This window comes from Caulobacter sp. LARHSG274, from assembly GCF_052871235.1.
Genome location: NZ_JBIXJO010000012.1, coordinates 24,951 through 49,084, shown reverse-complemented (window position 1 = coordinate 49,084; position 24,134 = coordinate 24,951). Strand labels below are relative to the sequence as shown.

The window sequence follows — 24,134 nt, the reverse complement described above, 5'->3', positions numbered from 1 at the left end:
CGTTTCCCCCTGTGGATTCAGGCTCTTTCGCCGACACGCCGCGCGCGCCGCCGGAGCCAACCTTAGCAAGAAAGAGCATGAGCGCTTTCCGCCGGGGTTGCAACTGATAGGGGAATTATCTCGGAACTATCGCATAAGATCAGCCGCTTTGGGCATTACGGCCGTTTCGCCTCCGCCACCGCTTCGACGAGGTCGAGCCGCGCCTTCAGCGGATCGGGCTTGGCGACCGGTCCGGCGAAGCTGAAGTCGAGAATTTGGTCGCTGGCGGTCGTGTATTTCGGCCAGGCCGGCAGGCCGGGAGCGGCCGGGGCGCCGGTCTTGGCGAAGGCGATCCAGTAGGCGTGGGCGGCCTTGGCCGCGGCCGCGTCGGCCGGCGTCAGGGCCGCGCCGTAGCGGGCGTCGACGGTGTCGAACACGAACGGGATCTCGGTGGCGTGCGGCGCCGCCCACCAGCTGGGCCGCTGGCTCTCGGCGACATAGGTGAAGCGGTACTGGTAGACCGGACCGCCCTGGGCCGACAGGGTCCGGGCGATCTCGCGCGACGGCTCGATGAACATCCGGTCGCCGGCGACCTGCCAGCCATAGAGCCTGATGTCGCCCTGGCCGGTCGGATCGTAGAGGGTCTCGGCCTCGGCCCTGCGCGGCCCGAACGGCGCGAAGATGTCGTCGCGGCGGCCGCCGAAGAAGAAGCCGTCCGCCCCGGTCGCCCCGACCATCACCGGCATCCGGCTCCACTGGCCGGCGGCGTAGGCGGTCAGCGGCTCGCGCGGCAGGATGGCGCCGTCGAGGATCGGCCCGCCGACCCAGGTCGGGGTGCGCGAGGTGGCCATGTTGAGGCCGTCGACCAGGGCCTGCGCCGGCAGGGCGCGCAGGGCGGCCAGCGCCTCGGGGCCCTCGCCGCTGACCCCGGCCTTGGCGGCGAAGGCCACGCCCACGGCCTCGGCCGAGCGCTCTCCGGCCGCCGCATGCAGCGGCAGGGTCGGCAGCAGGCCGGCGCGGCCGCCGCCCGACTGGATGATCGCCTTGTGGAACAGGCCCTTGGCCAGGGGCGAGGTCAGCAGGTCGTGGACCGAGACCCCGCCGGCCGACTCCCCGAACAGGGTGACATTGCCCGGATCGCCGCCGAACGCGGCGATGTTGTCGCGCACCCACTTCAGCACGGCGATCTGGTCGAGCAGGGCGTAGTTGCCCAGCAGGCCATGGTCGGCGTCGGCGGCGCTGAGGGCCGGATGGGCGAAGAAGCCGAAGCGCCCGACCCGGTAGTTGAAGCTGACCAGCACCACCCCGTCTCGGGCGAAGCGGTCCCCGGCATAGACCGCTGGCGAAGAGCCGCCGTTGACGAAGCCGCCGCCATAGATCCAGACCATCACCGGCCGCTTGGCCTTGGCGGTCTCGGCCCCGGCCGGCGTCCAGACATTGGCGTAGAGGCAGTCCTCGGCCGGGGTCACGCCGAGGGGCGCGGCGTCGCCCGGGAACGGGTTCTGCATGCAGTCGGGGCCGTAGGCCTTGGCCGGGCGCACCGCGGTCCAGGCGGCCGGCGGCTGCGGGGCCCGCCAGCGCAGGTCGCCGACCGGCGGGGCGGCGAACGGCACGCCCTTGAAGGCGTCGACGCCGCCGACCCGCTCGCCGGCCACCGGGCCGAAGCGGGTCCTGACCACCGGATCGGCCGCCTGGGCCGAGGCCGCGGTCAGGCCGAGCGCCGCGGCGATGGCGAGGGCGAAAAAGCGATGGGTCATGCGGGTCCTCCTTTTTACGCGTTCGTCAGGGCTTGATCGACCGGGCCTTCAGGCGGGCCGAACCCTTCAGCGACAGGTCGGCGGACGAGGCGCCCACCGCCACCTGGTAGTCGCCGCCCGCCACGCTCCAGCGACGGCCGGCGGCGTCGAAGGCGGCCAGCAGCCGCGGATCGGCGGTCACGGTGACGTGGCGGGTCTCGCCCGGCTTCAGCGCGACCTTCTCGAAGCCGATCAGCCGCTGCGACGGCTTGCCGGCGACGCTGGTCAGATAGACCTGCGGCGCGTCCTTGCCCGGCCGGGTCCCGGTGTTGGTGACGTCGAAACCGACGCTCAGCGTCTGGCCGCCGGTGACCTTCAGATTGGCGTAGGCGAAGCGCGTGTAGGACAGGCCGTAGCCGAACGGGAACAGCGGCTTTTCGCCGGTGGCGGCGAACCGGCGGTAGCCGACGTCCGCGCCTTCCGTATAGGGCACGTCGAACGGGGTCTTTTCCGGCAGGCCGAGCCCGGGCTGGACCGCGCGCGGGTACTGGGTGATCGCGGTCGGGAAGGTCACCGGCAGGCGGCCTGAGGCGTCGACTTCGCCGAACAGCACGTCGGCGATCGCCTCGCCGCCCTTGGCGCCCGAATACCAGGCCGCCAGCACCGCTCCAGCCTGGTCCAGCCACGGCATCGCCACCGGCCCGCCGGTCTGCAGCACCACGATGCTGTTGGGGTTGGCGGCGGTCACCGCGGCGATCAGGGCGTCCTGGCCGTCGGGCAGCGACAGGTCCGGCGCGTCCTCCCCCTCGCCCATCCACTGGTTGCCGAACACGATGACCAGGTCGGCGGCCTTGGCGGCGGCCACGGCCGAGGCCAGGTAGCGGCCGTCATTGAACGTCACCTGGGCGTCCGGGGCCTCGGCGCGGATGGCGGCCAGCGGCGCGGAAGGATGGAAGACCTGGTTGCGGAAGGCGGCCATCATGCCCTCCCCGCCCAGGGGGATGGAGACCTTGGCGCCACCGGGCGCGACCACCTGGGACGAGCCGCCGCCCGATAGCACCCCGGCGTCGGCATGGCCGCCGATCACGGCGATGGTCCTGGCGGTCTTGGCCAGCGGCAGCAGGCCGCTTCGGTTCTTCAGCAGCACGATCCCTTCCTGGGCGACGCTGCGGGCGACCTCGGCGTGGGCCGGGTAGTCGATCTCGCCCTTGGCGGCCGGAACGTCGAACAGGCCGGCGGCGAACATCGAGCGCAGGATGCGGCGGGTCATGTCCGACAGCCGCTCGGCCGGAATCTGGCCGTTCTCGACGGCGGCCTTCAGCGGCGCGCCGAACCAGACCTGGTCGTCGAGCTGCTCGCCCGATTGCTGGTCGAGGCCCTTGGCGGCGTAGTCCGTGGCGTGAACCGCGCCCCAGTCGGACATCACCCAGCCCTTGTAGGCCCAGTCGCCCTTCAGCACGCCGTTGAGCAGGTGGTCGTTGCCGCAGCTGTAGTCGCCGTTGACCAGGTTGTAGGCGCACATCACCGCGCCGGGCTGGCCCTTCTCGATGGCGATCTGGAAGGCCAGCAGGTCGGACTCGCGGTGGGCGGCCTCGTCGATCACCGAATTGGCCCAGTGGCGGTTGGTCTCCTGGCCGTTCAGGGCGAAGTGCTTGACCGTCGAGATCACGTGCTGGGACTGGATGCCGCGGATCGACTCCCCGGCCAGGGTCCCGGCCAGCAGCGGATCCTCGCCGAGATACTCGAAATTTCGGCCGTTGCGCGGGTCGCGGGCTAGGTTGACGCCGCCCGCCAGCTGGACGTTGAAGCCCTTGGCCCGCGCCTCGCCGCCGACCAGCACGCCGCCCTCATAGGCGAGTTTTGGATTGAAGGTGGCGGCCAGGGCCAGGCCCGACGGCAGGGCCGTGGCGCCGTCGCCGGGCCGCAGGCCGAGCGGGTTGGTCACCCCCAGGCTGGCGTCGCTTTCCTGCAGGGCGGGTATGCCCAGCCGCTCGACCCCGGCGATGTAGCCGGCCGAGCCGATCGCCCCCTTGGGGATCTCCTTGATCTTGAAGGGCATGGCCATCGGACCGTGGACCAGGCCGATGCGCTCGTCGAGGGTCAGCTGCTGGTCCAGCAGGCGGGCGCGCTCGTCGGGCGACAGCTTGGGGTCCATCCAGGGCCTGCCGGCGGGCGCCTGGGCGAGTGCGCCGGTGGCGAGGGCCCCGATGGCGACGGAGATCACGGCCAGGCTGGCGGCGGCGGCGGACGTGCGGGGCATGGCGGTCATCCTCAATAGGTCAGGCCGTAATGGATCGGATAGAGCGGTTGGGCGGAGTCGTGGGGCGCGTCTTCGGCCTGGGCCTCGACGGCGGCCATCGACGACGGCAGCTCGAACGGCAGCCGTCCCTGGGGCGCGACCACCCCGGTCAGGGCGTCGAGCAGCGCGTCGTCGCTGGCCCCGAAGTCGCCGACCAGGGCCGCGGCCTTGTCCCTGACCTTGGTCAGGATGGCCGGGCGGTCGAGATAGACGCTGACGATGGTCGGGACCCTGGCGCTGGCGGCCTTGATCGCCGCGTAGTCGGCCGCCCCGTCCTGGAACGACAGGTCGCCCTCGTGCTGGCGGCTGCCGAAGGTGTAGGTCGGGTGCAGGGTCTGGAACGGCGCGGCGGTGCGGATGATCGCCAGCTCGGCCTGGGCCAGGTCGGTCACCGGCGTCAGGCCGTGGGCCTGGGCGACCGCCGGCGAGACGCCCAGCAGCCAGACCTTGCGGCCGGCGCCCTTCAGCGGCAGCAGGCCGTTCCTGTTCTCCAGCAGGGTCAGGGCCCGGCTCTGGGCGGCGCGCCCCTCGGCGACGAAGGCCGGGGCGCCGACGATGGCCTCGGCGGCCTTGGGATCGACATAGGGGTTCTCGAACAGGCCCTGCTCGAACTTGACCGCCAGGATGCGGCGCACCGACTGGTCGATCCGGGCCGGGGCGATCTTGCCGGCCTGGACGGCGGCGACCAGTTCGGCGGTGTCCTCGACCCCGCCGAACTGGTCGAGCCCGGCGTTGACGCCCTTGGCGTAGCGGTCGACCTTGCTCAGGTCCTCGACGCCCCAGGCGGTGGAGAAGCCTTGAAAGGTCGGCGGCTGGCCCGCCGGAAAGCCGCTCCTGCAGGTGTCGCCGCAGTCGTTGGTGATCGCCCAGTCCGACAGGATCACGCCCTTGAAGCCGTGCTTGCCGCGCAGCAGGTCAGTCAGCAGCTGTTTGCTGAAGCCCGCCCCCACCGGTTCGAGCGGCTTGCCGTCCAGGGTGACGCCCTGGAGGATGGCGTAGGTCGGCATCACGCCGACGACGCCGGCTGCGAAGGCCTCGTCAAAGGGCCGGACATGCTGGTCGAACTGGCCGGCCGGGAAGACGGCGAAACGGCCGTAGCGGTTGTGGCCGTCGAAGCCCTTGGCCGAGGCCCCGTAGCCGACCCAGTGCTTGACCACCGCCGAGACGCCGTTGGCCGCCAAGCCGATCTCGCCGCCCTGGAAGCCCTGGACATAGGCCTTGACCATCGCCCCGACCAGCTCAGGGTCCTCGCCGAAGGTCCCGTTGATCCGCGACCAGCGCGGCTCGGTGGCCAGGTCGGCCATCGGCGACAGCGCCTGGTGGATGCCGACGGCGCGGTACTCCTGGCGGGCGACCTCGCCGAAGCGACGGGTCAGGGCCGGATCGCCGATCGCCGCCAGGCCGGTCGCCTCGGGCCATTGGGAGAAGCCGCCGGCCGTCACGCTGGCGCCGGCGGTGAACTGGAAGTGGTTGCGGGGATCGGTGCTGATCGTCACCGGTATGCCCAGGCGCGTGTCCTCGGCGAGGGCCTGGAGGGCGTTGTTCTGCTCGGCCAGCATCGCCGGCGCGCCCGACAAGCGGGTGATGAAGGTCTCGACGTGGCGCGACCGGATCAGCGGCGCGGCCTTGTCGAGATCGTAGCCGGCACCGATCCCGGCGACGCCCAGCGGCCCCTTGGCCGGTACCGTGCCGTGCATCATCGCCCCGGCCTTCTCGTCCAGGGTCATGCGGGCGGTCAGGTCGGCGGCGCGGCGCTCGGCGTCCAGCCGCCAGTCCTCGTAGGGCGACAGCTTTCCGTCGCGGTCGAGGTCGCGGAACTTCAGCCCGTCGACGGCGACGATCGCGCCGCCGCGCGAGCCCAGCACCGGCTGGACGGGGGCGGCCGCGGCGACGGGCGCCAGGGCGACCGCGGCGGCGGTCAGGAGCAGGCGGCGAAACAGGGGCATACGAGAACTCGGGAACAAGGAACGGCTCCCGGCGGGCAGGTCCGCCGGGAGCCAGGCAGGTCTAGAAGGTCACGCCCAGTCGCACGCCGTAGGTGCGCGGCGGGGCGTAGAAGTCGGCGTTGCCGTTTGTGGCCAGGCCGGTGGTGGCGTTCGGCGACGAGGCGGTGCGGACGTCCTCGTTCTCGATGTTGCGGACATAGCCCTGCAGGGTCCAACGGTCGTCGGCGCTGGCGTAGGTCAGGCTGACGTCGGACTTGGTGAAGCCGTCCTGCTTGTTCTGGGCGAAGCCGTGATATTCGAGGTTCTTGCCGCTTTCGTAGTGGGTCTGGACCCGCCCGGTCAGCGTACCGCCGAACGACATCTCCCAGGCGTGCTGGTAGCCGAGATTGACCGTCCAGGCCGGGGTCCGCGCCATGCGGCAGCCCGAGAAGTCGGTCGATCGCGGGGCGGCGGCGGCGAAGTTTGCCGTGTAGCAGCCGGCCACCGTCGCATTGGCGTTGTTGTTGGCGAAGGCGTCGCCCAGCGGCAGCACGAAGTCGGTGTATTCGGCGTGGATCCAGCCGAGCGTGGCGTCGATCCGGTCGTGCTCGGTCAGCACGAAGTTGCTTTCCAGCTCCAGGCCATAGACCCGGGCCTTGTCGGCGTTCAGCGTCACCGTGGCGTTCTGGCCGGCGATCACCCCGACCGCCGAGACCTGGAAGTCCTTGTAGTCGTAGAGGAAGGCCGAGGCGTTGAGCTGCAGGCGGTTGTCGAGGAAGCGGTTCTTCACCCCGGCCTCGTAGGAGGTGATCTTCTCGGGCTCGTAGGTGTTCTGGCCGACCCCGTCGAAATAGCCGCCGGCCTTGTAGCCCGTGGCGACGTTGGCATAGAGCATCGAGGCGCTGGTCAGGTCGAAGTCGGCCCCCAGCTTCCAGTTCAGGGCGTCCCACTTGGCGTCGGCGACGTTGAGCACCACCGTCGAGGTGATCGCCCCGGCGCCGTTGGTCAGGTAGGTGCCGCCGTTGCGGGCCTTGCGGTCCTCGGTGTAGCGCAGGCCGGCGGTGACCCGCAGGCGGTCGGACAATGCATAGGTCCCCTGCCCGAACGCCGCCCACGACTCCGCCGTCACCTCCGGCTGGATGAACGACAGGAACGAGTTGGTCGCCAGCTGCACCCGGAAGTCGACATTGTTGTCCTCGGTGAAGCGGTAGAGGCCGACCACCCATTTCAGGTCGCCGGTGTCGCCGCCCAGCCGCAGCTCGTGCGACCAGGTGTGGTCCTTGCCCTTGAAATAGTTGGGCGCGCCGGTGCTGGCGTTCTCGCCGTTGCGGTCCAGGCGCGAGAAGTTGTAGCCGACCAGATAGGTCAGGGTCGCGAAACCCAGGTCCCAGTTGGCCTCGCCGCCGGTGCTGAAGAAGCGGTTGTTGCGATAGAGGTTGACCGAGCAGTTGCAGGTCCATGGATCGCCGGTTACCCGCGCCGTGCCGTAGGTCTGGTCGCCGCCGCCGGCCCCGCCCTGGTGCAGGTAGTCGGCGGTCAGCCGCACCGAGAACACATCGCTGGGCTTCCACAGCGCCTGCAGGCGGGCCGACTTGTCGTCCTGGTCGTAGCGGTCGTTGCCCCCGGTGCCCGGGCCCTTGTTGAGGGCGGTGACATAGCCGTCGTGGCGGCTCTGCTGGAAGGCTGCGCGCACCGCCAGGGTGTCGCCGACCGGGATATTGACCGCGCCGCTGGTGGTCAGGGCCCCGTAGTTGCCGACGTCGACCGAGCCGTAGCCTTCGTAGTCGCCCAGCTTGGGCTTCTTGGTGATGACATTGATCGCGCCGGCCGTGGCGTTGCGGCCATACAGCGTGCCCTGCGGGCCGCGCAGCACTTCCACCCGGTCGATGTCGTAGAACAGGGAGCCCACCGAGGTGGAGCGGGCGATGTAGATGCCGTCGATATGGTAGGCCACCGCCGGGTCGCCGACCTCGGTGGTGTTGGTGCTGCCGATGCCGCGCAGGAAGATCTGGGCCGCGCCGCCGCCGCTGGAGGTGATCTGCAGGGCCGGCACCTGGTTGCCCAGGTCGACCACCGACTTGATGCCCTGGGATTCCAGCTTGTCGCCGGTCACCGCCGATACGGTCAGCGGCGTCTTCTGGAGATTTTCGCTACGACGCTGGGCGGTGACCACCACCTCGTCGAGCTGGGCCGTTTGGGCCGCCTCCTGGGCGTACGCCGTCGGCGCGTGAAGGCCGACAACCGCCAGGGCGGTCGAGACCAAGAACATGGTGCGCATCTGTGTTCCCCTTCCTGCGCGAAGCCGGGATCGGGCGCGCCGACGCCTCCGCGTCGGCCGGCGAGCCGGCTTCCATTTCGGCGCCGCAAGCGACGACCGATCGTTTCCTCCGCCCCTGTCCCGGGGCTTGGCGACGGTGTCGATCTTCGGATCTGGTCCGCACGACAACGTTGTCGTCATTAGACATCACGCTACGACAACGTTGTCTATGAGATTTTCAAAGACACCGCTGTCTGGAATTTTGATCTCTAAAACGCTTGGGTTCGGGCCAAGAAATTTCGGATATCGGAGCTGGCCCGCAGGTAAATACTCTAGACGGGGCCCGCCCCTGGCGGCGGCGCCATCGAGTCCCGCTCGACAAAATCGTAGTCAAGCTGGCGAACGACGGTGCGACCGCGGAATCGCTTGTCGCCGAAACCCTCGATCAGCATCTCGGTGGCGGCCTCGGCCATCTCGGCGACCGGCTGGTGGATCGTGCTCAGCCGCGGCCAGGCCGAGGCGGCGGCGGGCGTGTCGTCGAAACCGACCACCGACAGCTCGTCGGGCACCGAGACCTTGCGCTTGGCGGCGGCGGCGAGCACCCCGACGGCCATGCCGTCGTTGGCGGCGAAGATCGCCGTCGGCGGCTCGGCCAGGTCCAGCAGGTGCTCGGCGGCCTCGAAGCCCGACAGGCTGTCAAAATTGCCCGGCATGATCCAGTCCGGCCGCGCGGCCACGCCGCGCGCCGCCAGGGCGGCCAGATAGCCTTCGCGGCGACGGCGGGCGGCGGTGTGGTCCGGCGGGGCGTCGATGAAGGCGATGCGACGGTGGCCCAGGTCCAGCAGCCGTTCGGTCACCGCCTGGGCCGCGCCGGCGTCGTCCATGAACACATAGGGCGAGCGGCCGAAATCGCGGTCCGGCGCCACCCGCACATAGGCCAGGCCCAGCGCTTCCAAGGCATCGAGGAACTTGGGGTCGTCGCACAGGGGCGGCGTCAGGATCAGGCCGTCGAAGCGGCTGTCCCGCAAGGCCTGGACCAGGCCCTCGCGGCTGTCGGACTCGGCTTCGTCGGCCTGCTCGACGACCAGGCGGTAGCCGGCCCGGCGGCAGGCCCGCAGCGCGCCGAGCTGGACCTCGCTGATATAGTGATAGGCGCCCATGCGGACGAAGATCACGCCGATCAGATAGCTGCGGCGGCTGGACAGCGACCGGGCCGAGACGTTGGGTCGATAGCCCAGCTGGGTGATCAGGTCCTCAACCCGGGCCCGCGCCTCGGCCCCGACCCCGTCCTCGCGATTGATCACTCGGGATACGGTCTTGATCGAGACGCCGGCCTGCCGGGCGATGTCGACGATAGTGATCCCCGCCCCCTCCGCCTTCGATCGTCGTCTTTCCATGGCGTGAACCTAGCGGAGTCGGGCGCGGGAAGCGAGGCGGCGTCAGAGCTTGATGATGACGCCGCGGCGCTTCATCGCGTAGCCCAGCAGCCAGCACGCCAGCATGTAGGCGATCGCGAACAGCAGCGAACCGAACGGCCCCGGCGCGATCGCCTGGAACACCGCCTCGCCCATCCAGCTGAAGAGGTCGACGCCGGGCCGGACCTCGATCCGCTGCAGGGTGACCACGAACAGCTCGGAGAACAGGTAGAGGGCCAGCGGATTGAGGCCGAAGACCTGGAAGAAGGCCACCGCGGCGTTGGACTTGCGCCCCTCCAGCAGGGCGATCAGGGCCGCCAGGATCATCAGGTCCAGGCCGACGGTCAGCAGCACGAAGCTGCTGGTCCACAGCTTCTTGCCGATCGGGAAGACCGGGCTCCAGGCCAGGGCGGCGATGACCAGCACGCCCCCCGCCAGGACCAGGCGGAAGAGGCTGGCGCGGGGATCGCTCTGCTGGCGCAGGAAGCGCGCGGCCATGTAGCCGGCCAGGACGTTGACCACCGCCGGCAGCGTGCCCAGCAGGCCCTCGGGGTCGAAGCCGCCGTCCCAGCGGTAGAGGTGGGCCTGGCCGATCACCAGCAGGTCGAGCCGGCCGCCGACATTGCCCAGCTTCGACAGCGGCGCGGCCGGGTCGCCGAAGGCCAGCAGCACGGCCCAGTAGCCCAGCAGCAGCACCGCGCTCAGCACCAGCAGGCCGCGCGGCGGCAGATAGCGCACCGCCAGGGACGCCAGGGCGTAGCACAGGGCGATGCGCTGCAACACGCCCATGATCCGCAACCCGCCGACCGGGATCAGCGACCAGGCCCCGCCGACCTTCTGCACGAAGGGATACCAGTACAGCAGCACCCCGAGCAGGAAGATCAGGGCCGTGCGCTTGGCGACCTTCAGCAGGAAGGTCCGGTTGTCGATCGGCCGCGAGAAGGCGAAGGCCATCGCCGCCCCGACCGCGAACAGGAACGACGGGAACACCAGGTCGGTGACGGTGAAGCCGAACCAGGCGGCGTGCTCCAGCCACGGATAGGGATCGCTCCCCGCCCCTGGCGTGTTGACGATGATCATCAGGCAGACGGTCAGGCCGCGAAAGACGTCGAGCGACAGGAAGCGGGGCTGGGGCATGGCCATCCTGAAAGTCCGGGGCGGGTGATCCTTCGTCGAGCGATTCGGCCCGCGATGCGCCCCAGGCGTCGTGAAACGGCATAGCCGATCGCAGCCCGCCGCCGCCTTGGGCGCCGCCCTTGATATTGATAACGATATCAGGATACATCCGTCGACGTCGACGACGGGCCTAACGACCTAGTCCTCGCGACGCAACGACGGACGGAAGGCGGCTTCAACGCTTTCCCAGGGCAGGACACGACGGATCCCCATGGAACAGGTCCATTGGCCGGGGCATGATCGCCTGATACGGGAATCGCGCGCGCCTCGAAGGCCCGCCGTTTCCCCGCGCCCGCCGGTCGCCCGGCCGCCTGAACAGCCTGATCCCCGGAGGTCCTCGATGAAGTCGCTTTCCGCACGCCTGATGCTGACGGCCGGCCTGGTGCTGGGCCTGGGCGGGGTCGCCGCCGCCGAGGTCGCCACGCCGATCCAGCCGCAGGTGTCGGCCGACCGGCCCGACTGGGAGAATCCCGCCGTGTTCGCCCGCGGCAAGGAGCCGGCCCGCGCCACGGGCTTTCCGTTCGAGGACCGCGCCCTGGCCCTGGGCGGCGACATGGCCGCCTCCAAGCGCTACCAGTCGTTGGACGGCGACTGGAAGTTCGCCTTCTCGCCGGGCGTCGACCAGCGCCCGAAGGACTTCTGGCGCGACGGCTTCGACGTCTCCGGCTGGAAGAGCATCAAGGTCCCGTCCGACTGGCAGGCGGAGGGCTATGACCAGCCGCGCTACAACAACATCACCTATCCGTTCCCGGCCAACCGACCGCTGATCCCGCACGCGACCAATCCGGTCGGCTCCTATCGCCGCGACTTCACCGTGCCGGCCGACTGGGACGGCAGCGACGTCATCCTGCACATCGGCGCCGCCGGCTCGGCCTACTATGTCTGGGTCAACGGCAAGGCGGTCGGCTACAGCCAGGACTCCAAGCTGCCGTCGGAGTTCAACGTCTCGCCCTATCTGCGGCCGGGGGCCAACAACGTCTCGATCGAGGTCTATCGCTGGTCGGACGGCAGCTATCTGGAGGACCAGGACTTCTGGCGGGTCAGCGGCATCGAGCGCAGCGTCTGGCTGATGGCCGCGCCCAAGGTGCGGGCCCGCGACGTCTTCGCCCACGCCACGCTCGACCAGGCCTATCGTGACGGCAAGCTGGCCGTCGACGTCGAGGTGACCCCGTCCAAGACCCCGGTCCAGGTCCGCGCCACCCTGCTGGACGGCGGGCGCACGGTGCTGACCCGCCAGGCGCAGGTGGCCCCCGCCGCCGGCCGCACGGTCACCCTCAGCGCCGTCGTGCCGCAGGTGCGGGCCTGGACGGCCGAGACCCCCAATCTCTACGACCTGCTGGTCGAGGTGCTGGACGCCAAGGGCCAGGTGGTCCAGGCCACCGCCAGCCGCATCGGCTTCCGCACCGTCGAGATCAAGGACGGCCAGGTGATGGTCAACGGCCGGCCGATCGTCATCCGCGGCGTCAATCGCCACGAGCACGATCCGGAGACCTTCCACGTCATCTCCGAAGCCTCGATGCGCCGCGACATCGAGTTGATGAAGCGCAACAACGTCAACGCCGTGCGCACCTCGCACTATCCCAACGACGAGCGCTGGTACGCCCTGGCCGACGAGTACGGCCTCTATGTGATGGACGAGGCCAACGTCGAATCCCACGCCTATATGGAGAAGGGCAACCGCGAGCCGGCCGAGCGCGCCAAGTACCAGATCGGCTTCGACCCGGCCTGGGAAGCCGCCCATGTCAGCCGCGTGGCCAACATGGTCGAACGCGACAAGAACCACCCGTCGATCATCTTCTGGTCGCTGGGCAACGAGGCCGGCATCGGCCCGAACTTCGCCAAGGGCGCGGCCTGGATCCGCCAGCGCGATCCTAGCCGGCTGATCAGCTATCTGGGCTGGGGCACGACCGACTTCCACGCCCCCAACCCTTACGTCGACATCTATGCGCCGATGTATGACGAGGTCGAGAAGATGGTCGACTACGCCACCGACCCGCGCTTCACCCAGCCCATGATCCAGTGCGAATACGCCCACATGCAGGGCAACAGCGGCGGCACGCTGAAGGCCTATTGGGACGTCATCTACGCCTATCCCAAGAAACTGCAGGGCGGCTTCGTCTGGGACTGGGTCGACCAGGGCATGAACGGCAGGACCGCCGACGGCAAGCCCTACTGGAAGATGGGCGGCGACTATGGTCCCAACCCCGGCGGCGACATCGAATTCGGCGACGGCCTGCTGCAGCCCGACCGCACGCCCAATCCGCAGCTGCACGAGCTGAAGAAGATCTATGCGCCGGTCAGCTTCGAGGCGGTCGACGCCGGGCGCGGACAGTTCAGGGTCGTCAACCGCCACGACTTCCGCGACCTGTCGGGCTTTTCCTTCGAATGGGAGTTGCTCGAGGACGGCCAGCCGACCGCCCATGGCGACCTGGGCGTCCTGACCACCGCCGCCCGCCAGAGCCAGGCCCTGACCTTGGCCCTGGCGGCGCCCAGCAAGCCGGGCGCGGAGCGCGTGCTGACCCTGCGGGCCCGGGCCCGCGACGGCGCCGTGCCGCTGGTGGCCGGCGGCGAGGTGATCGGCTGGGACCAGTTCATCCTGCCCGGACCGGTCGCGACCCCGCCCGCTCCGCCCGCCGGTCCGGTCAAGGTCGCCGACGACGCCAAGGCCGTGAAACTGGCCGCCAAGGACGCCGAGCTGGTGATCGACCGGCAGACCGGCCTGGTGGCAAGCTACGCGGTCGGGGGCAAGACCCTGCTGGCCGGCGGCGCGCCGAACTTCTACCGCCCGCTGACCGACAACGACCTGGCCGGCGGCGTCGACAAGAGCCACGCGGCCTGGCGGCAGTTCTCCGAATCCCGCGACGTGCGCGACATCAAGGTCCGCGCCCTGCCCTCGGGCGGCGGCGAGGTCGCGGTCGACTACGACTTCGCGGCCGGGGCGGTGCGCTTCCTGACCACCTACGCCATGGCCGCCGACGGGACGGTGACCGTGACCGGCCGCTTCACGCCGCTGAAGGACGACCTGCCCGATCCGCTGCGGGTCGGCCTGGCCTTCACCATGCCCACGGCGATGACCGAGGTGGCCTGGTACGGCCGCGGCCCGCACGAGACCTATGCCGACCGCAAGTGGAGCGGGGCTCTTGGCCTGTGGCACGGCAGGATCGCCGACCAGAACCACGACTTCATGCGGCCCCAGGAGACCGGCAACAAGGTCGACGTCCGCTGGATGGACGTCGGTTCGGCCCAGGGCGACGGCGTGCGGGTCACCGGCGCGGCCCCGCTGTCGATGAACGTCCTGGCCTTCCCCTACGAGGACCTGCAGCGCCGGCCGCCGGGAACCTGGCGCAGTTCCGACATCGTCCCGCACGACCATGTCAGCCTGCTGGTCGACGCGGTCCAGGTCGGGCTCGGCGGCGACGACACCTGGAGCCCGGCGGCCCGGGCCCACGTCAAGGACCGCATCCCCCTGGCGCCGCGGTCGTTCACCTTCACCCTCAGCCCCTCGACCCTGGACCGCGGCAAGATCGGAGCCCTCGGCGGCGACGACTGATCCTGACAAACGGCGTTTGGAGGGCGGCGAACCGCGATGGCGCCTTGATCTCCCGGCCGCTTTGAATGACACCGGTTTCCACAACCAGACTCATTACGAGCGACTTCAGGGAGGGCGTCATGACCCCGGGAACCGGACAGAGCCTCAAGGCGGCGTTGCTGCTGTCGGCCGCTCTTGTCGTCGCAGCCCCGGGCCTGGCCTGCGCCGAGGCCGGCGCCGACGGCCTGCTGTTCCACCTGACCGGCGACCAGGGCCTGACCGCCGACCGCGCCGCCGGGGAGGCCCAGCCCAACTTCGCCGACAAGGTCAGGATCCGGACCGACCCGGTCCGCGGCGCCTATGTCGAGGCGGCCGGCGAGCAGACGCTGAGCTGGATGGCGCCGGGCAATATCTACGCCCAGCGCGGCACGCTGAGCTTCTACTGGCGGGCCCGCGACCCGGTCGGCCCGACGCCCTTCCCGCTGTTCCGGGTCGGCTATGCCGACCACACCAGCTGGGACATGACCTGGCTGCGCATCGACTGGAACGGCCGGGGCTTCGACGCCTTCGTCACCGACAACAACCTGGCCCGGGTGCGGGTCAGCGTCACAGCGCCGCCGCCCAGGCCCGACCAGTGGATCCTCGTGACCTTCACCTGGGACCAGGCCGGGGGGATCGCCCTCTATGTCGACGGCAAGCTGTTGGCGGCCAAGGCCCAGGCCGCCGCCCTCGACGCCGGGCTGGACCAGTTTGGCCCGCACAGCCGGGTGATCTCGCCGCACCAGGTGCAGAGCGCCTTCCAATTCATCCGCGGCGGCGACGTCGACGACATCCGCATCTACGACCACGCCCTGGCGGCCGCCGAGGTGACGGCCCTGGCCGCCGGTCGCGAGCCGGCCGCCGCGCCGCCCCCCGGCTTCGACTCCAGGACCTGGCTCTACCGCTACGGCTGGGACCGTCCCGCCGATCCGCCGCCCTATCTGGCCGCCCCCGCCACCCGGATCCGCAAGGTCGAGTTCACCGACCAGTATGACCGCAAAGAGCGCATGGACCTGGGCTCGGACGGCATCGCCGAGACCACCTGGCCCGGCGTCTACAACCGCTCGACACTGCCCGGCCGCCACGACTATTTCGAGCTACCCGACTGGAACGTCTATGTCGAGGGCGGCAAGGCCGTCACCTTCACCCTGCCGGACGAGCCGTGGAACCGGCTGGAGTTCCAGGGCGCGGCCTACGGCGCCCTGACGACGATCGACGCCGCCGGCCATGAAACCCCGCTGGCCGTGCGGCCCAAGGGCGAGTTGCGCACCGTCCATTCGTTCCCCGACCTGAGGGGCGGCCGGCTGCGGTTCGACAACGTCGTCCAGGAAACCCCGATCCAGGAACTGGCCGCCTACCATGTCGCCGCCGGGGCCGAGCCGGACGCGTTCACCCTCAGCTATGTGGCGCGGCCCGGCGCCGACCCGGCCGCCTATCCGACGCTGGATTCGCTGGCGACCTTCGTCCAGGGCCGGTTCGCGGCGAGCGAGCGGACCCTGGTCGCCGCCCTGCCCGCCGGCGCCCCGGTCAAGGCCCGGGCCGCGACCGCCGGCCCCGCCCTGCCGATCGTCCACCTGCTGATCCCGGCCGACTTCCGCCTGGCCCGGCCCGGCGGCCCGGTGGGCAAGTTCCAATATGGCTGGCAGGGCCTGGACGCCGGCCTCGACGGCGTGGCCCTCGACATCCCGGCCCTCAACGTCAAGCCCACCCACGGCGACCTGTTCCCCCTGAACATCAAGGTCAAGGACCCGCTGTGGCCGGGCCGTGACCTGATCGACGTCAATGTCTCGGTCAAGCCCGGCGAGGCCCGCACGGTGTTCCTCGACACCCGCGACCGCATGCTGCCGGCCGACCGCAGCCTCTACCTGACGATCGCCGGCGCCGGCCCCGACTTCGACGCCCGGCAGTTGGACGGCATGGCCGTGCGCCTGAAGTTCAAGCCGAGCCAGGACGCCAGGGCCGAGCACGTCGCCGACCGCCTGGTCCAGGCCCGCGACAACCTGGCCTTCCTGGTCGAGGAGCACGACGCCTCCAAGCGGCTGTCGCGCTATGTCCGGCTGGAGCTGGAGCTTTCGGACCTGCTGTGGGTCGACCCGGCCAACCGGCACGGCCGCGAGATGTGGGCCGAGCTCAATCCAGAGCAGCCCGGCGTCCCGGTCGCCCTGCCGACCGCCCCCGCCGGCGTTCCCCGCTGGGCCTTCCTGCAGGTCGAGGACCTCAAGCGGGTGCGCCGCTTCATCGAATGGTGGATCGACAACCGCCAGGACGCCTATGGCGACTTCGGCGGCGGCATCTCCGACGACGACGACCTGACCCAGCAATGGCCGCCCCTGGCCCTGATGGGCGACATCCCCGACAAGACCACCGCCTCGCTGAACGCCCTGCTCGACGCCGCCGACCGCAACGGCATGGCCCCGCTGGGCCTCAGCTGGATCAAGACCGACGAGCTCCACTCCTACGAGGAGGCGATCAATCTCAAGGCCGAGGCGATGTACGCCAACTATGGCGACCCCAAGGTCGTCGAGGGCCTGATGGCGACCGCCCGCGCCTATCCGACCATCGCCCGCCAGGCCGAGGACGGCCATGTCCACATCCTCAGCCGGTTCTTCTCGGCCACCGACGTCTCGCGCGACGGTCCGTGGGGCTGGTCGCATCCCTTTTCCTACCTGGTCCTGCATCCGGGAATCCTGCTGGCCGACTTCAACGGCGATCCGACCATGCGCAAGCTGGTCCTCGACCTGGCCGACGGCCACCTGGCGCATGGCAAGCAGGACCCGGACGGGACCTGGCGCTATCCCGAGGACATCCACGCCGCCACCGGCCAGTCGCGCGGCGAGTTGGTCGGCAAGGGCCGCGGCAACGTCGCGGTCATGCAGCTGTTCTGGGCCGCCTGGCGCTGGACGGGCGACGCCAAATACCTGCGCCCGCTGCTGGGGCAGATCGCCCATGGCGGCCCAAAGGGGCTGGACGAACTCAACAGCGACGTGATCGACATGCTGGGCCAGCGCGACAAGGCCACACCGATCCTCAAGGCCATGGTCGCCAAGGGCTCGGACGACCCGTTCGCCCTCTACGAGGCCTGGCGCTCGACCGGCGACACCGCCTATCTGGAGCGGGTCTATGGCGACGAGATCACCACCGCCGAGCAGCGGATGTGGATGCTGACCGACGCCCGCTGGTGGTCGGACCGGGTGGAGCTGTTCAGCGACATCCTGCAGCGCTCGCGGCTGGGCGGCATGGCCCTGCGCCGCAACCAGATGTTCCCCGGCCACATCGTCAGCTGGCGGTTCGACACCCCGACCGCCGCCGAGGACGTCGGCATCCTGGTCACCGGCGGGCCGACGAGCTTTAAGGTCACCGGCTACAACCTTACCGCGAGTCCGGTCCATGCGGTGATGACCGGCTGGGACGTGGCCGCCGGCCAGTGGACCCTGACTCGCGCCGTCGAGGGCGCGGCCGAGCCCAAGAGCCGCCTGGCCTTCGAGCGCACCGCGGGCCTGGACCTGACCTTCGCCCCGGGCCGGACCACCACCTGGGACCTGGCCCTGGAGACCCCGGCCGCGCCGGTCACCGACCGCCCCGACCTCGGGATCGGCCGCGACGACGTCAAGGCCGCGCGCTCGGGCCTGACCGTCACCGTCCACAGCCTCGGCGCTCGGGCGGCCCCGCCCAGCCTGCTTTTGCTGGAGGACGCCGCCGGCCGCGAACTGGCTCGCGCCGCGATCCCGGCCCTGCCCGCGCCTCTGGACCTCAAGCCCAGGACCGCTGTCGTAACCCTGGCGACCCGGGCCGGCTGGAAGCGCGGCTACCGCGTCCGCATCGTCGCTCCGGCCGGGTCGCCGGAGATCACCCAGCTTAATAACAGCATCACAGCCCCCTGATACGAACCGCCCATGGCCGAAACCCTCACCGTCCCCCGCGACCTCGTCCAGCGCCTGCGCGCCCGGCTGCCGGCCGTCACCCGCGAGCACCTGTTCGACTGCTATGCGATCAGCGAGACCACCTGGACCAAGCTGCGCGACGGCCGGCCGATCAAGCGCTCGACCCTGGAGCGGATCCTGCAGCGCTATGAGCGCCTGGCCGCCCGGGCGGCTTAGGCGCGCGATGATTGAAGGCTGAATCATCTTTCATCCCGTCTCCCCGGCGAAGGCCGGGGTCCAGATTCAGCCGTCGTGCTGGCCGCCTATCCGAAATGCACAGCCCTATGATCTGGGCCCCGGCCTTCGCCGGGGAGACGGAGTAGAGTGGGCGTTTCCATCGGCGGGCCCACCGCGAGCCTGGTCGACGCGACCTGCCCGTTCCCTGGGCGAGCCGGCCGCTTTCCGCCTCCCCGGCATCTTGACGCTTGCGCCAAATTCGAACGGCCGTAAGACTTCCCCATAGGTAAAGGGAATATCGTAGTGAGTCCGAAGAGCGACGCCGCGGCCGTCCATCCAGCGCCGGAACCCGAGCTGGAGCCGATCGACAACGAAGCCGTCACCAAGAACCTGGTCTTCGTCGCCGCCGAGCGGCTGTTCGCCCTGCACGGCTTCCAGAACGTGTCGGTGCGCGACATCACCGCCGAGGCGGGGGTCAACCTGGCCTCGGTGAACTACCATTTCGGCTCCAAGGACGCCCTGCTCTACGAGATCTTCCGCCGCCGCACGGTCGAGCTGAACCGCGAGCGGGCCAAGAAGCTGCACGAGGCCACCGACCGCCACGACGGCGCGCCGCCGCTGCGCGAGATCCTCTCGGCCCTGCTGTCGCCGCCCCTGAAGTGGCTGGCCCCCGACCACGAGCGGCGCATCTCGCTGCAGTTCCTGATCCGGGCCCGCAGCGAGGGCACCGACGAGATCCGCAAGGTGCTGCAGACCGACGTCAGCCACCTGCGCCGGTTCTCCGACGCCCTGCTCAAGGCCCGGCCGGACCTGCCGCCCGAGGAAGTCTACTGGCGGCTGCACTTCACCCTGGGCATGCTGCACAACAATCGCTTCGCCGAGTTCGACCGCCTGAACGTGCTGTCGGAAAACACCACCAGCGAGGCCGACGTCGAGGCCCTGCTGCAGCGCATGCTGGCCTTCGCCGAGGCGGGGTTCGCGGCTTAGGCCGCCAGCTTCCACGCCAGTCTCAAGTCGTCGACCAGTTCGGCATAGGCGCGGGCCTTGGCGTCGGGGTCGGGCATGCGCAGCATGAACGAGGGGTGCCAGCTGACCAGGCCCACGGCCTCGCCGGCCAGGGCCTGGCGCTGGCCGCGGGTCTTGCCGATCGGGGCGGCCTTGCCGAACACCGCCAGCACCGCCGTCGCGCCCAGGGCCAGGATCACCCTGGGCTTCACCAGCCGCCGCTCGGCGTCCAGCCACCAGCGGCAGGCCTGGACCTCGCCGCGGTCGGGGGTCTTGTGCAGCCGCCGCTTGCCGCGCGGCTCGTGCTTGAAGTGCTTGACGGCGTTGGTCACGAAGGTCCGGTCGCGGCCCACCCCCGCCTCGGCCATGGCCCGGTCCAGCAACAGGCCGGCCGGACCGACGAACGGTCGCCCCTGGCGGTCCTCCCGGTCGCCGGGCTGCTCGCCGACGATCATCAGGGCCGCGCGGCTGGAGCCTTCGCCGGCCACGCCCTGGGTGGCGTCGCGCCACAGGTCGCAGCGACGGCAGACCTGCAGGCTGGCGGCCAGGGTCTCCAGGTCCGGCGGGACGGCCTGGTCGGGCGGAACCTCGCCCACACGCTCGCGGCCGGCCTTGACGGGGCGCTCTGGAACTTTGGGCGAAGGCGCGGCCATGGCCTGGATTCCGGGTTCGATTCCGGGGTTCGATCAGGTGCGGAATGTCCCGGCCGCCCCGGGGTTCCCTCCTTGCGTCCGGCGTCCGGGTTGCGGAACCGAGCCCGCCCGCCCGGGTTATGCAGGTCCATGACCCGGCTCGGCATCCTTCACGAAACGCGCTACGCCTACGCCCAGCCGGTCGGGTTCGGAACCCACAGGCTGCTGATCCGGCCGCGCGACAGCCACGCCATCCGCATCGTCGAGGCCTCGCTGCAGACCTCCCTGCCCGGCGAGACCCGCTGGACCTATGACGCGGTCGGCAACTGCGTCTGCTGGTTCACGCCGCGCGGCGAGGCCGACAGCCTGACCATCACCAGCCGGCTGGTCATCGACCGCTTCCCGGCCCCGCTGAGCGCCATGCGGCCCGACGACCCGCACACCGTCTCGCCGATCGTGTACGCCCGCGAGGACCGGGCCGTGCTCAATCCGTTCATCAGCCCGGCCACCGACGACGACGACCGCCTGCTGCTGCGCTGGCTGCGCGAGCAGATGGAGCGGCCGGACGAGCCGGCGATCGACTTCCTGCTGCGGATGAACCGCACCATCCACGACCGGTTCGAATACCGCGAGCGGCCGGAGGCGGGCACCCAGTCGCCAGCCCAGACCCTGGCGCTCGGGGCCGGCGCCTGCCGCGACTTCGCCTGGCTGATGGTCGAGGCCCTGCGCCGGCTGGGCTATGCGGCGATGTTCGCCACCGGCTATCTCTACAGCGGCCCGACCGCGGCCCTGCGCGGGGCCGGGGCGACCCACGCCTGGTGCGAGGTGTTCCTGCCCGATCTCGGCTGGACCGAGTTCGACCCCACCAACGGCCTGGCCGAGTCGCCGGACCTGATCCGGGTCGCCGCCACCCGCACCCCCAGCGAGGCCCAGCCGATCTCGGGCACCCTGATCGGCCAGCCGGGGTCGTCGAGCCTCAGCGTCTCGGTCGACGTGCGACCGCTGGACGCGCTCGATGCGGCGGCGTAACCCTATGCGGCCAACGATAAGAAAAACGGAGGAACGCCGTGATCAGAAGCTTCGAACACCAGGCCCCGCCCGGCGCCGCGCACTGGCCGCACCCCGAACCCAAGGCCCAGCACGGCCAGAAACCCGACGACGCCTGCCTAAAACTCCAGGAAAAACGCTCGTTCCAGCCGCGTCCGGGGCATTAGGTCACCGACCGCGCTCGTGCGCCTGGCGCTTGAAATAGGCGGCCTGGGGCGCGTCGGCCCCAGGCGGTTCCAGCACGCGGGCGTCGCGGCGCAACTGGTCGATCTGCTCGCGCAGGGCGGCGGCGGTCTCGAAATCCTCGGAGGCTACGGCCTGGGCCATCTCCTCCTCGAGCTGCGACAGATGGATTTGGCTGGACATCGGGCGCGCTCCTGGCCGCGGGGGCGATCCTGCGATAACGCGTGAAGCGGCGATCCGGCTCTTTGAACGCCCGACACGGCTTTTCCGCCTCACGCGGATCGCCGCTGAAGGGTTGGGAGGGTGCGAAGCGCCCGGGCCTCGCCCGGAATAGCTTTGATTGTTGTTACCGTTTCGACGAAGACAGGCGCTTCGCGCGGCCTTCGGACGAGAGCCTTCGGGTCGCGGATTTTTAACCCGCTCCGATGGAGGCCCCCGGCGGGCGGAGGGGCGACGAAACCCCGTCCGGACCACGCGGGCGATTTCAGCCCGCGCCTAACTCCCGCTCGACCGCCCCTGAAAGCCGCTTAGGTCGCCGGCCGAGCGCCCTCCCCGCCTTCAGGTGACGATCATTATCGGGCCGGCCTGGGAGGGTGAGGACCGAAAAAAGCGAGAAAACTTCAAGACGTTGATTTCATTGGGCCCGACCACTGTCCATCCCCGCAAACCGCGGGGATCGAGCACGACTTTCCTTCTCCCGCAAGGGGAGAAGGAGCGATGACGGCCTTACTCTTCGATCTCGCGGTCCGGGAAGGCCAGCTTGGCGGCGAAGGCCACGAACAGCACCCAGCGGAAGTCGTTATAGGAGACCGCCACGCTCTCGGTCAGCGACATCAGGCCGTAGACGACGAGGAACGGGAAGGCCAGCAGACCGCCGCCGCGGTCGCGGAACACGGCGATCACCGCCAGGGTCATGGTCTGCAGGAAGAACAGCCCCCAGGCGACCAGGCCCAGCAGGCCCATGCCCAGCCACTGCTCCAGCCAGCTGTTGTGGGCGTGCTGGGCCTGGAAGCCGGCGTTCTTGCTGATCCAGGCGAACGGCCCCCAGCCGCTCTTGTCGCCCCAAACCGCCTGGTAGCCGTAGCCCAGCCACGGCCGCTCCTCGATCTCCCGCATCACCGCCGCCCAGATCTTGGTGCGGCCGGTCAGGGTGGCGTCCTTGCCGAGGATGGCGAAGAACACGTCGGCGGCGAACAGCAGGAAGGCGACCAGCAGCAGCAGGCCGGTCACGCCGGCCCAGGTCGCCGCCGCCCCGGCCGCCGGGCCGCGCCGGGCCACCAGCACGAAGCCGATCGCCCCGGCCCCCAGCAGCAGCGAGACCAGCGAGGTCTTGGAGGTCGACATCAGCACCAGCACCAGGGCCAGGCCGGCGAAGGTCCACCACAGCCGGGCGCGCCGGGGATTGAGCAGGGCCGCCGCCGCCAGCACGCAGAAGCCGAAGGCCATCACCCCGCCCAGGCCGTTCTTCTCGCGCCACAGACCGCGCCAGGCGCCGGGGAACAGCTCGGTCATCACCCCGATGCGCGGAAAGGCCAAGCTGGCCACGAAACAGGCGAGGATCAGCACCGCGAAGGTCGCCCCGATCACCTCGGCCAGGGCCGGCCAGCGGAACCGCGCCGCCAGCACCGCCGCCCCCAGGGTGGTGCAGACCAGGGCGAAGCAGCGCCGCGCCGTCTGGTCGGGGTTCACCGACCACAGCATCGAGGCGGCGGCGATGGTCAGCAGGGCGATCAGGAACGGCTGGCGGACCAGCACCCGCAGGCTGGCGCCCGGCCGCAGCGCCATCAGGGCGAAGCCGGCGGCGTAGGCCGGCAGATAGGCGACGCGCAGGATGGTCGAGCCGGCCTCGGTGGCGTTCTCGCCGACCACCGGCAGCTCCCAACCGCCGCTGTAGAGCAGCAGGGAAAACAGCGCCAGGCCGAACACGGCGATCTTCGAGAGCGTCAGCCGGTCCGGCGCCGCGGCGGCCGTCCCGTAGGCCGGGGTCACCGCCGGGCCCTCCGCCTCACGGCAGGATCGCCTTGAGGAACCTCGGCGGCTGGACCGAGGCCTGGTTGAAGAACAGTCCGGCGGTGCGGCCGCCGGCTGAGGCCAGGGCGTCGCGCAGCAGGCCCGGCGGCCGCACGTCGGCCTGCTGGGCGCTGACCACCAGCACCGTCTGGTCCATGTGCTGGGCTAGGGTCAAGGCGGCCTGGGAGCGGTCGGCCGACGGGCAGTCGACGACGATGATCTCGGCGTGCTGGCGCAGCGCCGACCAGTATTCGACCCCGGGCAGGATGTGGACCTTCTGGCGGCCGCGCAGGGCCTCGCGGTTGAAGCGCGTCACCCAGAAGCGCGGCCCGCCGACGCTGTGGGCGGCCAGGTACTTGGCGTCGGGCCAGACCCCGCCGTCCGGCCGCGGGGCCGGCGGCTGCACGGTGAAGAAGGCCGAACCGTCGGGCGAGGCCGGGGCCCCGGCCCCCAGTTGGCCATAGCGCTCGGGATCGGCGGCGATGGCCTGGTATTGCGGCGAGGGGATCAGGTCCAGGTCGATCAGCCAGGTCTTGCGGCCGGCCCGGCGGGCGGCGAAGCGGGCGAATTCGCGGGCGGCGGTCGAGGTCCCCTCGCCGCGGCGGGCGGCGACGAACTGGACGACGTGGGCGCGGCCGGGCGCAGGGGCGCCCAGGGAGCCCCACAGTTCCGCCATCTCGACGTTCAAATCCACCATTCGCCGAATCGCCGCGCGTTCAAGACCGTTTACCCTAATGCGCAAAGCCGCTCGCGCGAAAGGTGATCAAGCCGCCTGCGACACCAGGGCTCGTCCGGCTGGCCGCGG

Annotated in this window: 16 protein-coding genes; 6 read left to right on the top strand and 10 right to left on the bottom strand. The window is 70.4% G+C overall.

Translation table 11 applies throughout. The features are described from left to right. Positions 1-155 precede the first annotated feature (155 nt). The 6 genes from ACIPQB_RS17840 to ACIPQB_RS17815 form a co-directional block, all read right to left on the bottom strand. Positions 156-1,736, bottom strand: coding sequence for a carboxylesterase/lipase family protein (locus ACIPQB_RS17840; protein ID WP_446486601.1), 1,581 nt, complete (start codon positions 1,734-1,736; stop codon positions 156-158). 25 nt (positions 1,737-1,761) lie between these two features. Next, positions 1,762-3,975: a beta-glucosidase gene (locus ACIPQB_RS17835; RefSeq protein ID WP_446486600.1), complete on the bottom strand. Its 2,214-nt coding sequence runs from the start codon at positions 3,973-3,975 to the stop codon at positions 1,762-1,764. 11 nt (positions 3,976-3,986) lie between these two features. Next, positions 3,987-5,960 (bottom strand): glycoside hydrolase family 3 N-terminal domain-containing protein, encoded by a 1,974-nt coding sequence (locus ACIPQB_RS17830; RefSeq protein ID WP_446486599.1) that lies wholly within the window; start codon positions 5,958-5,960, stop codon positions 3,987-3,989. Positions 5,961-6,021: 61 nt separating this feature from the next. Further along, on the bottom strand, positions 6,022-8,217 hold the full coding sequence (locus ACIPQB_RS17825) for a TonB-dependent receptor (RefSeq protein WP_446486598.1): 2,196 nt from the start codon (positions 8,215-8,217) through the stop codon (positions 6,022-6,024). A 311-nt stretch (positions 8,218-8,528) separates the two neighbouring features. Continuing rightward, positions 8,529-9,593 carry a LacI family DNA-binding transcriptional regulator gene (locus tag ACIPQB_RS17820; RefSeq protein ID WP_446486597.1) on the bottom strand — a complete coding sequence of 355 codons (1,065 nt, stop codon included), beginning with the start codon at positions 9,591-9,593 and terminating at the stop codon, positions 8,529-8,531. Between the two features lie 42 nt (positions 9,594-9,635). Next, a complete protein-coding gene (locus ACIPQB_RS17815; protein ID WP_446486596.1) occupies positions 9,636-10,748 on the bottom strand; it encodes an acyltransferase family protein in 1,113 nt (370 codons plus the stop codon). Positions 10,749-11,127: 379 nt separating this feature from the next. Here ACIPQB_RS17815 and ACIPQB_RS17810 point away from each other — a divergent pair, with 379 nt between their 5' ends. The 4 genes from ACIPQB_RS17810 (at position 11,128) to ACIPQB_RS17795 (ending at position 19,439) form a co-directional block, all read left to right on the top strand. After that, on the top strand, positions 11,128-14,337 hold the full coding sequence (locus ACIPQB_RS17810) for a glycoside hydrolase family 2 TIM barrel-domain containing protein (RefSeq protein WP_446486595.1): 3,210 nt from the start codon (positions 11,128-11,130) through the stop codon (positions 14,335-14,337). A 119-nt stretch (positions 14,338-14,456) separates the two neighbouring features. Further along, on the top strand, positions 14,457-18,236 hold the full coding sequence (locus tag ACIPQB_RS17805; protein ID WP_446486594.1) for a LamG-like jellyroll fold domain-containing protein: 3,780 nt from the start codon (positions 14,457-14,459) through the stop codon (positions 18,234-18,236). 12 nt (positions 18,237-18,248) lie between these two features. Continuing rightward, entirely contained in the window at positions 18,249-18,452 is a 204-nt protein-coding gene (locus ACIPQB_RS17800) for a hypothetical protein (protein ID WP_446486593.1), read from the top strand. A gap of 303 nt (positions 18,453-18,755) precedes the next feature. Next, the gene (locus ACIPQB_RS17795; protein ID WP_446486592.1) at positions 18,756-19,439 is read left to right on the top strand and encodes a TetR/AcrR family transcriptional regulator; all 684 of its coding nucleotides are present in this window, start codon (positions 18,756-18,758) and stop codon (positions 19,437-19,439) included. On the opposite strand, the gene ACIPQB_RS17790 is transcribed toward ACIPQB_RS17795, so the two are convergent. Further along, positions 19,436-20,110, bottom strand: coding sequence for a UdgX family uracil-DNA binding protein (locus ACIPQB_RS17790; RefSeq protein ID WP_446486591.1), 675 nt, complete (start codon positions 20,108-20,110; stop codon positions 19,436-19,438). The two genes, ACIPQB_RS17795 and ACIPQB_RS17790, sit on opposite strands and share 4 nt — an antisense overlap. Before the next feature lie 129 nt (positions 20,111-20,239). Between ACIPQB_RS17790 and ACIPQB_RS17785 the strand changes: the two genes are divergently transcribed. Beyond that, complete coding sequence (locus ACIPQB_RS17785) at positions 20,240-21,118, top strand: transglutaminase family protein (protein ID WP_446486590.1); 879 nt, start codon at positions 20,240-20,242, stop codon at positions 21,116-21,118. Positions 21,119-21,156: 38 nt separating this feature from the next. Next, entirely contained in the window at positions 21,157-21,303 is a 147-nt protein-coding gene (locus ACIPQB_RS17780) for a hypothetical protein (protein ID WP_446486589.1), read from the top strand. 1 nt (position 21,304) lies between these two features. On the opposite strand, the gene ACIPQB_RS17775 is transcribed toward ACIPQB_RS17780, so the two are convergent. From ACIPQB_RS17775 to ACIPQB_RS17765, 3 genes are all read right to left on the bottom strand, one after another. Next, positions 21,305-21,502 (bottom strand): UvrB/UvrC motif-containing protein, encoded by a 198-nt coding sequence (locus ACIPQB_RS17775; protein WP_446486588.1) that lies wholly within the window; start codon positions 21,500-21,502, stop codon positions 21,305-21,307. A gap of 543 nt (positions 21,503-22,045) precedes the next feature. Continuing rightward, positions 22,046-23,308, bottom strand: a complete 1,263-nt coding sequence (locus tag ACIPQB_RS17770) for an O-antigen ligase family protein (protein ID WP_446486587.1) — start codon at positions 23,306-23,308, stop codon at positions 22,046-22,048. Between the two features lie 16 nt (positions 23,309-23,324). After that, a complete protein-coding gene (locus ACIPQB_RS17765) occupies positions 23,325-24,026 on the bottom strand; it encodes a sugar kinase (protein WP_446486586.1) in 702 nt (233 codons plus the stop codon). Positions 24,027-24,134: the final 108 nt, after the last annotated feature.

Coding starts and splice junctions, on each gene's coding strand:
- ACIPQB_RS17840 (WP_446486601.1), bottom strand. CDS start 1,736: ATGACCCATCGCTTTTTCGCCCTCGCCATCGCCGCGGCGCTCGGCCTG.
- ACIPQB_RS17835 (WP_446486600.1), bottom strand. CDS start 3,975: ATGCCCCGCACGTCCGCCGCCGCCGCCAGCCTGGCCGTGATCTCCGTC.
- ACIPQB_RS17830 (WP_446486599.1), bottom strand. CDS start 5,960: ATGCCCCTGTTTCGCCGCCTGCTCCTGACCGCCGCCGCGGTCGCCCTG.
- ACIPQB_RS17825 (WP_446486598.1), bottom strand. CDS start 8,217: ATGCGCACCATGTTCTTGGTCTCGACCGCCCTGGCGGTTGTCGGCCTT.
- ACIPQB_RS17820 (WP_446486597.1), bottom strand. CDS start 9,593: ATGGAAAGACGACGATCGAAGGCGGAGGGGGCGGGGATCACTATCGTC.
- ACIPQB_RS17815 (WP_446486596.1), bottom strand. CDS start 10,748: ATGCCCCAGCCCCGCTTCCTGTCGCTCGACGTCTTTCGCGGCCTGACC.
- ACIPQB_RS17810 (WP_446486595.1), top strand. CDS start 11,128: ATGAAGTCGCTTTCCGCACGCCTGATGCTGACGGCCGGCCTGGTGCTG.
- ACIPQB_RS17805 (WP_446486594.1), top strand. CDS start 14,457: ATGACCCCGGGAACCGGACAGAGCCTCAAGGCGGCGTTGCTGCTGTCG.
- ACIPQB_RS17800 (WP_446486593.1), top strand. CDS start 18,249: ATGGCCGAAACCCTCACCGTCCCCCGCGACCTCGTCCAGCGCCTGCGC.
- ACIPQB_RS17790 (WP_446486591.1), bottom strand. CDS start 20,110: ATGGCCGCGCCTTCGCCCAAAGTTCCAGAGCGCCCCGTCAAGGCCGGC.
- ACIPQB_RS17785 (WP_446486590.1), top strand. CDS start 20,240: ATGACCCGGCTCGGCATCCTTCACGAAACGCGCTACGCCTACGCCCAG.
- ACIPQB_RS17775 (WP_446486588.1), bottom strand. CDS start 21,502: ATGTCCAGCCAAATCCATCTGTCGCAGCTCGAGGAGGAGATGGCCCAG.
- ACIPQB_RS17765 (WP_446486586.1), bottom strand. CDS start 24,026: ATGGTGGATTTGAACGTCGAGATGGCGGAACTGTGGGGCTCCCTGGGC.